The following is a 12,443-nucleotide window of genomic DNA, read 5'->3' on the forward strand; positions in this document are numbered from 1 at the left end:
CACCGGTCCGAACACTCCTCACTCCTCACTCCTCACTCCTCACAACCACTCCGCTGATGAGAGTGTCTTGACCGATGGATCTGGAGTGGACTTCTTTGAGCGTGAGGCTGCTTTTAAAATGGTCACCTAGGCCAAAGCCGAAGTCTTCACCACCGGTGATGATTGGAGCGTAAAAGAGCTGGTATTCATCGATGAGTTCGGCCTCGGCGAACTGGCGCATGAGTCGCCCACCGCATTCTAACAACACGCTATTACAGCCTTTCTCAGCCAGATCTCGGAGCACTTCTGCAAGTGGTTTATCCTGATAGATGAGTGTTCTATTTTTAAACTCATCGGTGAATAAATGAAAGTCCTGCGGTAGGGATTCACGGCCAGTATGGGTGAGAACTACGCGCCACGGTTGTTCTTTTTCCGCTGCACCTTTCTCACTACGCAGCGTCAGGCGCGGATTATCGCGACGCACTGTCTTGCCACCAACAATGATGGCATCGACCTGAGCACGTAGCTGATGGACGACCTCTCGTGACTCTGGACTGGTGAGCCACTGCCCCTCGCTCGGTGGTCTCGTGATGCGTCCATCCAGGCTCATGGCTGTCTTTGCTATCACCCAGGGAAGTCCGCTGGTGATGCGCTTGGCAAAGGGGCGCAGGAGCTTCTCGCATTCCTCGCGCAGCACCCCTGCTGTGACCTCAATCCCCTGCCCTCGTAAAAGTGTGTCGGCTGCACCAGCGTGTTTAGGGTTAGGATCCACCGCTCCATAAACGACTCTCCGAATTTTATTTTCTAAAATCCCCGAGGTGCATGCTGGGGTTCTGCCAACAGTCGAGCAGGGCTCCAAAGTCACATAAATCGTCGCGCCATGCAAAACTTCAGCACCATGTTTAGCCACCACGTCCGCGATCGCTTCACGCTCGGCATGAGGCAAGCCGGTACGATGGTGGTAGCCTGATCCTAATTCCATTTCGTCCTTCACGACGACAGCTCCTACGGCAGGATTTGGGCTTGTGAGACCTATTCCTTTCCACCCTTCTTCTAGTGCTCTGAGCATCCATTTTTCATCGTAATTTGAAGGTGACATTTGGCTGCTCGAAACTGCTAGATTTGGGGCTGTTTTGCTCTCATTATCCATGTGAATAAGTGTGTGTAAGTCTTCGTTGTGTTGTTAATAAAGTGTGAATTGGTAATAACTGTGAATAAGTTTTGAGTGTTTTATTGGGATTAAGTCAACCTTATCCATACCACTCAAAAGTTATTCACAACACACTCACACCCACTTTCACTATAAGGTTGATAGAGTTACAGCCAAATTTAAGAGTTATTCACACGCTTAAGAAGAAGAATGTTTATCTCATTTAAAAAAGATTATAATATACCGTGTGAACAAGTAGACCATTGAATGTGGTTCATTGCGTTGTTAAAAAGGTAAAAGAGTAATCCACTTTACTGTTTGAGTGAAAGTAGCTGTCTGCTAGTGTAAAGATGCTGGCCAATAGCGTTGGTTAGCAAACACACCTAACCCCCAAAATAAATTATTTATGAAAAACTCCATGACCCCAGTCGTGATGGTCTTGGCATTGTCGTGCTCTACGCTCATTGCACAAGACTCCATTTCCAAAGCCCGTCAATCTCAAGCACGCAAAGTAGAGGCATTTTACAAGCAAGCGGAACAAGCCTACCAAGATGGAGATCTCGAGAGATCGAAGTCAGCACTTCGGAATGTTTTTGCTATAGATCGCAACCATGGTCCCGCATATGCTCTCGCACTGAAGCTAAAGCGTAGTGGCAATGAATTTAAAATCAAAGCCGGCCAGAGGCAATTAGTAGCCGTTATTCTACCGATGGTAGATTTCGATAGGATGCCATTGGGCGATGCTCTACGGATGTTGAGTACGCTTATAAAAGAAACGAGTAAGGACAAAGTGATCCCTAACTTTGTAATTCATGATAAAAGTAATACCTTGAAGGACAAACCCGTCACATTGAACATGAAGCAGGTTCCTGCGAATGTTGTGTTGGACTACCTCATGAACCTTAGCAACTCGACTGCTAAGGTTAACCAACACGCGATTAGCATCAAGCCTCGTGCTTCGCGTTCAGTTCCGGCAAAACGGGTGGCTAAAGAGGACGAAGGGTTCTAAAAAATATTCTTAGTTAAGAAATTTATCAACTAAGCCATTCACGTTCTAGCTCAGCAGACGTGAGTGGCTTTTGACTTTAGAGCAAGAATGCCTATGCTGCGCGAGTGAGTAAGATTTACCAAGATTTATCCAAATTGCTACCAAGTGAGTTTGTTTCCATTTCCCAGGGTGACCTAGAAGTGCATCGGATCGATAAGTGGCATGCGGCGGCTGATCCCGAGGTTGTGGTGTTTGCCCAGAGCACTGAACAAGTAGCAGCTGTGTTGCGCTACGCAAATGAGCACGAGGTGCCGGTATACACGCGTGGAGCCGGAGTAGGCTATGTGGGCGGCTGCGTGCCAGTGAACGGCGGTATAGCCCTATCTGTGGCACAAATGAATGATATCCTCGAAGTGAACACAGGCGATGGTGTCGCAGTGGTTCAGCCAGGTGTGATCACTGGCCATTTACAAGAAGCTGCTAGAACCAAAGGTTGGTACTATCCACCAGATCCAGCCTCGTTGAAAGAATGCTCGATAGGTGGCAACATCGCGACCAATGCCGGTGGGCCACGTTGCCTGAAGTATGGTGTGACAAAACAATATGTGTTAGGTCTCGAGGTGGTGACTGCGACGGGTGAAATAATGCGCGTCGGCGGCCGTTGTCATAAGAACAAAACAGGCTTTGATCTGACCACATTGATGTGTGGATCAGAAGGGATGTTAGGCGTCGTGACTGAAGCGACTGTGCGAATCATCCCCCACCCTGAAACGCGGGCAATGTTAGGTGCGTCGTTCGTTGATTTTACGGGGGCAGCAGCTGCGGTTCAAGCGATACTCGATGCTGGTATTTTACCGAGTGCTCTGGAGATAACAGACGCCTTTACGCTGGCTGCTGCTAGAGATTATTTAGGAGAAGACAGCCTGCCTCCTGGCGATGCTTATTTGATGGTCGAGATTGATGGTCGTTTGAGTTCCGTTAAAAACGAGCTAGAAGGCCTCACCAAGCTCTTGAACGAGCTTGGGGTACTCCGTATCAACGAAGCCTCTGACGAGGCCGCCTGTGAGGAGATTTGGCAGCTTAGAAGGGATTTCTCGTATTCACTCAAACACACAGGTCTAACCAAGCTGAACGAAGACATCGTAGTGCCTCGCAGTAAGTTGGTAGAGTTAGTAAACTTTGCCCGTCAATTGCAGAAAGACACGGGAATTCCAGTGGCGTGTTTTGGCCATGCGGGTGATGGTAATATCCATACTAATCTAATGGTCGAGGACTACTCAGATCCAGTGATAAAGAAGCGTGCCGATGCAGCAGTCGATAAGCTATTCACATGGGTGCTAGAACACGATGGAGCTATCACTGGTGAGCACGGCGTAGGCCTAGCTAAGAAGCCGTGGATAAAGCAAGCGCTAGGTCCAGTAAGCTTTGCTATGCATAAACAGATCAAGCAGGCAATGGATCCAAAAGGAATTCTCAATCCAGGAAAATTCTTGGATTAATAATTGGTAGAGGCTGATCTATCGCCGAGCTGTCTTTACCAGATTGACAAAGTGTCTAAGGTCGGAGAGTCCAATGTCGAGCTAGCAAAGTCTGGGGACTTTGTGAGCCTATCTATTGCGACCACGCGATCTCTTTGATTTGAGACTTTCGACAATGGTGGGCGTCAATGATCTAAAAGTATGGTGACTCCGATTCTGCTGAGTAGAAGTTAGAGTTCTAACCTAGAAATGATGATCGGTTGGCTGAGCACCTTGCCATTGCGGATCACATAGATTTCTGTCTCCATTTTTGTAGCTGTCATACCAATGAGATCGTAGAATTCGTTAGGCTGGTTGATTCGGTATTGGTTCACTTGATAAATGATATCGTTAGGTTGGATACTGCCCACGGCGGCTGATTTATCCATCACTCTAGTGACGCGAACTCCTGAGATTCCTGAGCGACGGTGGCGCGTACTGAGGTAGGTAACGGCCACTCCCATACTGCGGAGGATTTTCTCGGATTGGTCAATTCTTGATGCTGGGACTGTAGCGAGGTCTTTGTTAAATTCTTCAAGCGTGACGGTGGTGTCTACTTCTCGTTTGTTGCGCCAGACTTTGATCTCTACTAGCTTTGCTACTTCGCTGCGTTGGATTAAGCCAATGAGATGATCTGGGTCACGGACGGGTCGCTTGTCATAGCTGATGACGATGTCATTTTTTTTGAGTCCAGCCTTGGCTGCAGGTGTGCGTGGGCCTACATCATCGATCAATGCGCCATATTTTTTTGATACGACAATGCTGTGCGCCGTGCGCTCACTAACGCTGAATGAAACGCCTAGGAAACCACGGACTGGGCGACCACGTTTGATAATGTCTATAAGGGTACGTTGGGCAATGTTAGATGGAATAGAGAAACTAATTCCTTGGAAGCCTGGGTTTTTCTCATCATTGGTAAAGATACTGGAGTTGATGCCTATGATCTCACCGTAGATGTTTACTAATGGTCCACCAGAGTAGCCAGGGTTGATGGCAGCAGAGCTTTGAAGTAATCCTCCTTGTAAATCAGATATAGAACGCTCACGAGCAGATATGACTCCTTGGGTGATAGATTTACCAATTCCAAATGGGTTACCGAAAGCGAGTACGATATTACCCTCGCGGACGGCATCTGAGTCACCAAAGCTGATAGCCTCGAACGGTCCTTCGTTCTGCAGTTTGAGTACAGCAATGTCGAGAGCTGAGTCCATGCCGATAATCGAAGCTTGAAAAGTTCTCCCATCAGCTAAACGCACGTCGATTTTCTCCATTCTAGCAACCACGTGGTAGTTAGTAAGGACGTGACCTTCACGGCTCACAATCACTCCAGACCCCTGCCCTGTGGTTGCTTCTCTTAGAGTGGATATACGGCCAAATCTATCACGCACTCGCTTACTTTCGTGGCCAGCGGTATTGATGCTTACTACGGAGGGCATGACAGCTGCTGAGATACGGGTGTATTCGTCATTGAGCTGGCTCAGAATGCTGACGTCCTTTTTTGTGAGCGCTGGTTTAAGTTTTAACGTGACCTGATCGGGTGTGTTTTGTTGGTAAACGGGTTCAGAATTTCGAAGAAATTCTAACAACCCAGGACTGTTGGAAATTTTACGTAAAACGACGACGACCAAAAACGCACTGAGTAGTACGATGGTGGTGACCAAAAATCTGCGATAACCATCTTTCATATATCTGCAAGAAAGGATGGCGGGTGGAAAAAATTCGGCAAGCAGCGAATGTTATTCTTCTTTTAGCTGAGTCCCACTGAGTCGAGCTAGGTCGACTTGGATTTCATTATTGAGAGATTTTAGTTCACGAAGAATCTTAATGGAAGCCTCAGAATAATAGGTAGTACTAGTCCTACTTTCATCCGTTGATTTTTTTTTAGCCCTGCTGAATCTGTGAAGAATCTTGCAAATTTCATCGACCTTATCGTATACTTTTCGATCTTCAGTTGAGATGATGTTTCTGACAGTTTCTAAACCTTTGGATATTTCATCTCTTTGCTCCATCGCATAACGCTCTGAGAATGAATCATCACCACCTCTAGTGAGTCTTCCGTTGATCGAATCAAGGAGGTATTTCATAGAAATGGCAAAATACTTACTTTCTAACAGGGAAGGATTTTTGCGTAATCCGTATTCGAATAGTATCTTAGCAGAAAGGTGGTTTGGCATGATTTCTACGACTTTTTCTAACTTTTCTCTGACGTATTTGTTTCCAGTCATTGAGCGCAAAGACTTGCGTTCAATAGCGCTTTTAACCTCTGCGAAAAGAGTGGTGGCTTCAGAGTAATCTACGTGATCTTTTTTACTAGTTAGCTTGCGCGACTGTGTTAGATTTTCTACTTCAATGACTTCATTTTGAATAAAAAATTATGGGTGGCCGAGAGCAAGGAGTTGGAGCAGGTAGTCTTCGCTACTTTGGCCCACAAGAACACGTGAATCACGCGCCTCTTCGGCAAGTAGAGCGAGGGTTTTCCAGAATTTTTGACTGCGCTTGAAATTGGCTTTTTTATCTATAGATGAAATGACTAGAAGGTTCTTTTTCAATGGTGAGCCAAGTAATGCGGAATCTAGTGCAACAACGAGTGAACTTGAGGTTATTTATTTATCACTGCGGTAACTATAGGCCTGATTTAAACTGATAGAAAATTTTGAAGGTGGAATATTTTCCCACTGAGACTGCAGTGGCCTAATCACACTCCATGAGAGATGAGCTAGATAGTCGTTTATATAGTAGGGTTTCGAAGCAAAGGTGGATTCTTTATCGCCCAGATCTGAGAATGGGTTGATCTGAATTTTTATATTATTGAGTCCGCTAGAGAAGACTTGCCTGTGATATTCACCAACAAGTTCGTAGGTTGTGATTGGAGCTAAGACAACGAGATCTTTGATTCTCCATTCAGCTGTTGAAGGTTGTTTTTCGACTTCTATTTTAGCCGTTGGAGTGTCGATATTCGGTTTAGAAATAGCTTCAACCTCGCTGTGTTTGACATGATCGTTACTAGCTATTTTAGGAGCATCAATGTGGTCGAGTTTATCGTAGTTAGCAATGGAGTTTTTCAAAGATGATCGGGTGCTGAAAACTGAGCCAGTGGGGAATTTTGTGGGGCTATAGCAGCTATGGCATCCTTAGTGAGATGGACTAAAACTTTACCCTCAGAGTTTGATTCTTCAGTTACTAGGTATTCTAAAATACCAAGCAAACGGTTCTGTTTATGCTTATTAAGCTTTTCGTTTGGCTTAGTTTGAGTTCCCTGCTTGAGCTTCAAATTAGCTGCAGAGACTTGTAGCAGTGATTTATCAAGTTGTTCTGCAAGAGCTAGGAGCTTTGCACTGGCTTTGAGTTTCTTAGGGTCTTTACTACCCGCTTGTTGTTCGGCCAGCTCGGTCAGGTATATGGCCATCCAGTGCATCGTATTACTATCGAGCGGGATTTGGTCAATTTTGACTAGGGTCTTACCCTCAAGGTTTGGTTCAATATATTTAGCAGCGTAGGAGCTGGAAGCACATACAGTGAGTGTGGCGAGGCCGAGTAAGAACTGTTTCATTTCTAAATGCGGTAGTCTACCAACTTTATACGTACACAATCAAGGATAGTTACGGCTTGTCCTATAATTATGCCAGCTCTAAAAGTGCGCATGCCAGAATTGATGCCAGTTTACGAGACTCAAGAAGAGGTGATGTTCTTCGACACCGATATCGGTGGTGTAGTCCACAATATTGCCTATCTCAGAATGATTGAAACCTGCCGCACTAAGTTGGCTACTGAAAAAATGGGGATGAACCTCAAATCGATGGCCGACACCGGCCTCTACCCGGTTGTTGTGCGTACTGAAATTGATTACAAATACCCAGCGACTTTGGGCCACAAGTTGACAATCAAAGGTCGGTTAGAAAGTTTAGAAAAGGTCAAGTTCTGGGTCTCCTTTGAGGTTTACGCAGAAGGTATCGATCGCTGCCTTATCACCTGTTGCCAAGCATTAGCAATGGTGCAAATGCCTGCTGGTCGTCCTCAACGCCTGCCCAAGGAATGGCGTGAAATGTGGGGAGAGTAGGAATTAGGGGGTTTCCATAAGTATGGCGCAACTGTTGACTATTGACCAATAAACCGTTCAACCAGTGAACTATTCCACCAGTCTCTTCAGAGACTCGACTCTCTTCGCATTGCTGCCCATGTCTGAGAAACCGACGCGGCTGGCTGAGCGCAGGTGGATACAGCCGGCTTCTTTATCGTATCTGGCTTCAAAGTCTTCTTCAAAACCTAGTAGTGGTGTGCGGAAGACTGCGTGGAGGTAGTTTACCTCTGTTAAGATAAACCGCCCTGAGAGGCTCTCTACGGCGTCTTGTAGGTTTTCCCAGCTATCAACATGTTCTGCTGCTAACGGCGCGATGTTAGCTGTTTCTCCTTCGCTACAAACGCTATTGGGCGATAGATTGTTAGGAGCCAGTTTACCATCAACGACACCATGCGCGGTATAGCGGGTATGAGACCAGACCGCTAGTAATTTGAGTGAGAGCACTCCCCCACCCAACAATACCACGACTGGCTCTACCCAATTAAGCATCTTGTTCGCGCTTCTTTTTATCGAGCCAGATGGAGAGTAAGGTCACATCTGCAGGAGTAATGCCTGTGATGCGCCCAGCCTGTCCAAGTGTTTGGGGGCGGATGGTAGAGAAGTTATGATTAGCTTCCTTCTTGAGCCCGCTGATCTCTGAGTAGTCAAGGTCGTCGGGGATTTTCTTGTGCTCCATTTTAGAGAGTCGCTCGACTTGCTTATGTTGTCGTACGATGTGCCCTTCATATTTAAAATCAGTTTCAACAACTGACCACAGATCGGCAGGGAATTTATCACGCATTTCCTGTGGGAGGTCTTGCCAAGAATTCTCAGCACGACGGAACCACTTGTTCAATCGCGTGGACTGGTAAGTTGTCTGACGTATGAACTCAGATGCTTCGGCTATGGTGGCTATTTTTTCTTCAGTGAATGTCTTGTGTTCATCACTGACGAGCCCCCTCTCGGCCGCTCTCGGTGTGAGGCGCAGATCCGAGTTGTCTTGGCGTAGCAGCAATCGATATTCAGCACGGCTGGTGAACATGCGGTAAGGCTCATTGCAGCCCTTGGTGACTAAGTCATCGATCATGACCCCGATGTAGGATTCATCGCGGCCTAGAATATAGGGATCTTCACCGCGCACTTTGAAGGCGGCGTTGGTTCCAGCCATGAGTCCCTGGGCTGCGGCTTCTTCGTAGCCAGAGGTGCCATTGATCTGCCCTGCAAAATAGAGGTTCTCTACCAGCTTTGTTTCTAAGGTTGGTAGCAATTGTGTCGGCGGACAGTAGTCGTATTCCACGGCGTAGCCTGGGCGGATGATCTCAGCATTCTCCATACCGACGATCGAGTGGATGAAGTCGAGCTGCACGTCATACGGGAGTGAGGTAGAAACTCCATTGATGTAGCACTCTAGGCTGTGGCGACCTTCAGGCTCAATGAAAATTTGGTGGCGTTCTTTCTCAGCAAACTTCACTACCTTGTCTTCGATTGATGGACAATAGCGTGGCCCTACAGACTCAATCTTACCTGAGTAGATAGGCGATTGATGCAGGTTGTTGGCTATGATTTCGTGGGTCCTTGGATTGGTATAGGTAATCCAGCATGGAACTTGTTCCACGTGGAACGCTGGGTCGCCGAAAGGATTGAGAGTGAAAATGTCGTTGGGCTTCTTCGTTAAGGTGTGAGCCATGTAAGAGAAGTTAGACACTGGTGTATCACCATCTTGTCGCTCGCACTTCGAGTAGCCGATCGAGCGACCATTGATGCGGCATGGGGTTCCAGTCTTGAAACGATCCACCTCAAATCCGAGTTCTTTGAGGCTATCACTGACGGTGGAAATGGCGTCGCCCATGCGACCACCCTTTTCATTTTTGAGGCCAACATGCATCAAACCGCGCATGAATGTGCCTGCGGATAGGATGACTGATTTGGCTAGAATCTCCATTTCCAAGTTGGTGCGAATACCATAGACTTGGTCGTTCTTGACTAGAATTTCAGCCACATTCCCTTGGTGCATATCGAGGTTTTCTTGACCCTCGATGATTCGCTTCATGCGGAATTGGTATGCTTTCTTATCGCACTGGGCTCGTGGAGCTCTGACGCTAGGTCCCTTTTTAGCATTGAGCATGCGGAATTGGATAGCTGTGGCATCTGTGTTTAGACCCATGGCTCCGCCGAGCGCATCGATCTCACGCACTATGTGCCCTTTGGCGAGCCCACCAATCGCTGGGTTGCAGGACATAGCTCCAATGGTGTCGAGGTTCTGTGTGAGCATTGCGACTGAGCAGCCTAGGCGTGCGGCAGCCAACGCGGCTTCTACACCAGCGTGACCTGCACCAATGACGAGGACGTCGTATTCTTTCGGGTAGCGAAACATAGCGGCAGAAACTTACTCCTGAGCTATAGGAAGGCAAGCAGGTATTCATGTAGTTAGTTGTTCCACGTGGAACAAGAAGTTAAAGTGGTGATCAAGCTGTTCCACGTGGAACAATGAATAGGGTTCATGACTAGGAGAAAAATAGTAATTGTTATACTAGCATTCGGACTTGCGGGAAGTTCTAATAGGAGCTAAACGGTACCTTAGATCTAACTCGGCAGAGATTTAACATTAACTATCTAGTTACTATGGCAACTACTACAGATTACTCTCAGGCACCTATCAACCAGCAGCTGACGGCGGATGATAAGATTGGCCTCTACAGACAGCTAGCGCGTATTCGTCGTTTCGAGCAGGCAACCCAGAAACCCTATTCCCAGGGTAAAATGGGAGGATTCCTCCACCTCTACATCGGTCAGGAATCTGTAGCTGTTGGTACCATCTCACTCTGTGGAGCACACGATCACGTGATCACGGCCTATCGTTGTCACGCGCACGCTCTCTCTTGTGGGATGAACATGAATGAGTGCATGGCTGAACTCTTTGGTAAAGCGACTGGTTGCTCTAAAGGCAAAGGTGGCTCAATGCACTTTTTTGCTCCTGATAAGAACTTCTGGGGTGGTCACGGAATCGTAGGTGGTCAGACTCCACTCGGTCTGGGTCTTGCTTTTGGTGAGAAATACAAGGGCAACAAAGGTGCTTGTCTTTGTTACATGGGTGATGGAGCTATCAACCAAGGTGCATTCCATGAGTCACTCAACATTGCAGAGCTGCATAATGTACCTGTGGTGTATATCATTGAAAACAACGGCTACTCAATGGGCACCAGTCAGAAGCGTTCCTCTGCTTACAAGGATACCCTCGCTCAGCGCGCTGACGCCTACGATATGGCATGGGACAGTGTGGATGGGGAAAATATCTACGAAGTTCGCGCAAAGACTCAGCAGGCGCTTGAACGTGCTCACAATCAGAGCAAGCCAACAGTCCTCGAGATCTTTACTTATCGTTACTACGGTCACTCAGTAGCGGATGCGAACCACAAGAAGTACCGGACACCTGAAGAGATCGAAGACTATAAGAAGAACCACGATCCAGTGCTACTCTGGCGTGCGCAAGTTATTTCAGAAGGTCTGCTTACTGAAGAAGAAGCAATAGCGATTGATAAAGAAGCTAAGAAGGAAGCAGCAGCTGCAGTCAAATTTGCTGAAGAGTCCCCTTTCCCAACAATCGATTCGATCTTTGAAGACGTCTACTGGGAAGTGGATAATAAAACTGAAGCTGGCAATACTGGCCGCCATTTCTTCAACGACTAGTCCCCTTTCACTTACTACAATTTAACTATTCTTTAAAATGAGAGAAATCGAATACAGAGATGCGCTCAACGAAGCTTTTGATGAAGAGCTTGCACGCGATGAGAACGTCGTACTTATGGGTGAAGAAGTTGCCCAATACAACGGAGCCTACAAGGTCACTAAAGGACTTTGGGACAAATGGGGCGACAAGCGCGTGATGGACATGCCGATCTCTGAAGCGGGCTTCATTGGTATGGGTGTCGGTGCCTCAATGCTCGGCGTTCGTCCTGTGATGGAGCTGATGTTCTGGTCCTTCCACTCCGTAGCTTTCGACCAATTGGTCAACAATGCAGCCAACGTCCGCTACATGTCTGGTGGTCTTTGTAACTGCCCTATTGTAATACGTGGCCCAGCTAACGGCGGAACTAACGTCGGCGCTACTCACTCACATACACCAGAAGGCCTCTTCGCTGCTTTCCCAGGTCTTAAAGTCGTATCCCCTGCTACAGCGGCGGACGCAAAGGGCCTGATGAAGTCTGCTATCCGTGATAATGACCCAGTCTACGTCATGGAAAGTACCCTTCTCTACGGTGTTAAAGGACCTGTTCCTGACCCTAATGACGGCGACTTCACCATCCCCCTCGGAGTGGCTGATATCAAGCGTGAAGGCTCAGACGTGTCTCTCATCGCCCATGGTCAAAGTGTTCTTGTCGCTCTTGAGGCTGCTGAGATTCTTCAATCTGAGCACGGAATCAATGCTGAGGTAGTAGACCTTCGCTCCATCCGCCCTCTCGATCAGGACGCTATCATCAATTCAGTCAAAAAGACCAACAGAGCAGTGATTGTGGATGAATCCAAGCCATTCTGTGGTGTTTCTTCACAGTTGATCACACTGATTCAGGAATACGCATTCGATGATCTTGATGCCCCTATTAAGCGCGTTTGTTCACTCGATGCTCCTGCGATTTATTCCCCAGCTTTAGAGTCTGAACAGCTTCCGACACCAGCTAAGGTGGTCAAAGCTGTTTTGAGTATTTCATAGATTTTTGAATCATTTCTTGCTAGGGCGGCCTTAGAGTCGCCCTT

General features: G+C 47.3%; 13 protein-coding genes. 5 read left to right on the forward strand and 8 right to left on the reverse strand.

Going from position 1 to position 12,443, the window contains the following annotated elements:
• Positions 1 to 25: 25 nt before the first annotated feature.
• Positions 26 to 1,078: a bifunctional diaminohydroxyphosphoribosylaminopyrimidine deaminase/5-amino-6-(5-phosphoribosylamino)uracil reductase RibD gene (ribD, locus tag BSZ32_RS07575; protein WP_105044788.1), complete on the reverse strand. Its 1,053-nt coding sequence runs from the start codon at positions 1,076 to 1,078 to the stop codon at positions 26 to 28.
• A 457-nt stretch (positions 1,079 to 1,535) separates the two neighbouring features.
• Between ribD and BSZ32_RS07580 the strand changes: the two genes are divergently transcribed.
• Both BSZ32_RS07580 and BSZ32_RS07585 read left to right on the forward strand, forming a co-directional pair.
• Complete coding sequence (locus BSZ32_RS07580) at positions 1,536 to 2,138, forward strand: hypothetical protein (protein ID WP_105042883.1); 603 nt, start codon at positions 1,536 to 1,538, stop codon at positions 2,136 to 2,138.
• 104 nt (positions 2,139 to 2,242) lie between these two features.
• Entirely contained in the window at positions 2,243 to 3,616 is a 1,374-nt protein-coding gene (locus BSZ32_RS07585; protein ID WP_105042884.1) for an FAD-binding oxidoreductase, read from the forward strand.
• Between the two features lie 209 nt (positions 3,617 to 3,825).
• Here the strand turns inward: BSZ32_RS07585 and BSZ32_RS07590 are convergent, their stop codons facing one another.
• The 5 genes from BSZ32_RS07590 to BSZ32_RS07605 all read right to left on the reverse strand — a co-directional run bounded on the left by BSZ32_RS07590 (position 3,826) and on the right by BSZ32_RS07605 (position 7,184).
• Complete coding sequence (locus BSZ32_RS07590) at positions 3,826 to 5,319, reverse strand: trypsin-like peptidase domain-containing protein (protein ID WP_105042885.1); 1,494 nt, start codon at positions 5,317 to 5,319, stop codon at positions 3,826 to 3,828.
• Between the two features lie 51 nt (positions 5,320 to 5,370).
• Positions 5,371 to 5,859 (reverse strand): hypothetical protein, encoded by a 489-nt coding sequence (locus BSZ32_RS07595; RefSeq protein WP_105042886.1) that lies wholly within the window; start codon positions 5,857 to 5,859, stop codon positions 5,371 to 5,373.
• A gap of 147 nt (positions 5,860 to 6,006) precedes the next feature.
• Entirely contained in the window at positions 6,007 to 6,183 is a 177-nt protein-coding gene (locus BSZ32_RS18770; RefSeq protein WP_165788721.1) for a hypothetical protein, read from the reverse strand.
• Between the two features lie 54 nt (positions 6,184 to 6,237).
• Positions 6,238 to 6,699: a hypothetical protein gene (locus BSZ32_RS07600; RefSeq protein WP_105042887.1), complete on the reverse strand. Its 462-nt coding sequence runs from the start codon at positions 6,697 to 6,699 to the stop codon at positions 6,238 to 6,240.
• Positions 6,696 to 7,184 (reverse strand): hypothetical protein, encoded by a 489-nt coding sequence (locus BSZ32_RS07605; protein WP_105042888.1) that lies wholly within the window; start codon positions 7,182 to 7,184, stop codon positions 6,696 to 6,698. The genes BSZ32_RS07600 and BSZ32_RS07605 overlap by 4 nt, the downstream gene beginning before the upstream one ends.
• A 69-nt stretch (positions 7,185 to 7,253) precedes the next feature.
• Between BSZ32_RS07605 and BSZ32_RS07610 the strand changes: the two genes are divergently transcribed.
• On the forward strand, positions 7,254 to 7,691 hold the full coding sequence (locus BSZ32_RS07610) for an acyl-CoA thioesterase (RefSeq protein ID WP_240610584.1): 438 nt from the start codon (positions 7,254 to 7,256) through the stop codon (positions 7,689 to 7,691).
• 69 nt (positions 7,692 to 7,760) lie between these two features.
• On the opposite strand, the gene BSZ32_RS07615 is transcribed toward BSZ32_RS07610, so the two are convergent.
• Both BSZ32_RS07615 and mnmG read right to left on the reverse strand, forming a co-directional pair.
• On the reverse strand, positions 7,761 to 8,201 hold the full coding sequence (locus BSZ32_RS07615) for a DUF1499 domain-containing protein (RefSeq protein WP_105042889.1): 441 nt from the start codon (positions 8,199 to 8,201) through the stop codon (positions 7,761 to 7,763).
• On the reverse strand, positions 8,194 to 10,065 hold the full coding sequence (mnmG, locus tag BSZ32_RS07620; RefSeq protein WP_105042890.1) for a tRNA uridine-5-carboxymethylaminomethyl(34) synthesis enzyme MnmG: 1,872 nt from the start codon (positions 10,063 to 10,065) through the stop codon (positions 8,194 to 8,196). Before mnmG ends, BSZ32_RS07615 begins: the two co-directional genes overlap by 8 nt.
• Before the next feature lie 248 nt (positions 10,066 to 10,313).
• On the opposite strand from mnmG, the gene pdhA reads away from it, so the two are divergent.
• Positions 10,314 to 11,378: a pyruvate dehydrogenase (acetyl-transferring) E1 component subunit alpha gene (pdhA, locus tag BSZ32_RS07625; RefSeq protein ID WP_105042891.1), complete on the forward strand. Its 1,065-nt coding sequence runs from the start codon at positions 10,314 to 10,316 to the stop codon at positions 11,376 to 11,378.
• Positions 11,379 to 11,415: 37 nt separating this feature from the next.
• Complete coding sequence (locus BSZ32_RS07630; protein WP_105042892.1) at positions 11,416 to 12,399, forward strand: alpha-ketoacid dehydrogenase subunit beta; 984 nt, start codon at positions 11,416 to 11,418, stop codon at positions 12,397 to 12,399.
• The last annotated feature ends 44 nt before the right edge of the window (positions 12,400 to 12,443 follow it).

Source organism: Rubritalea profundi (assembly GCF_002954445.1).
GTDB lineage: Bacteria > Verrucomicrobiota > Verrucomicrobiia > Verrucomicrobiales > Akkermansiaceae > Rubritalea > Rubritalea profundi.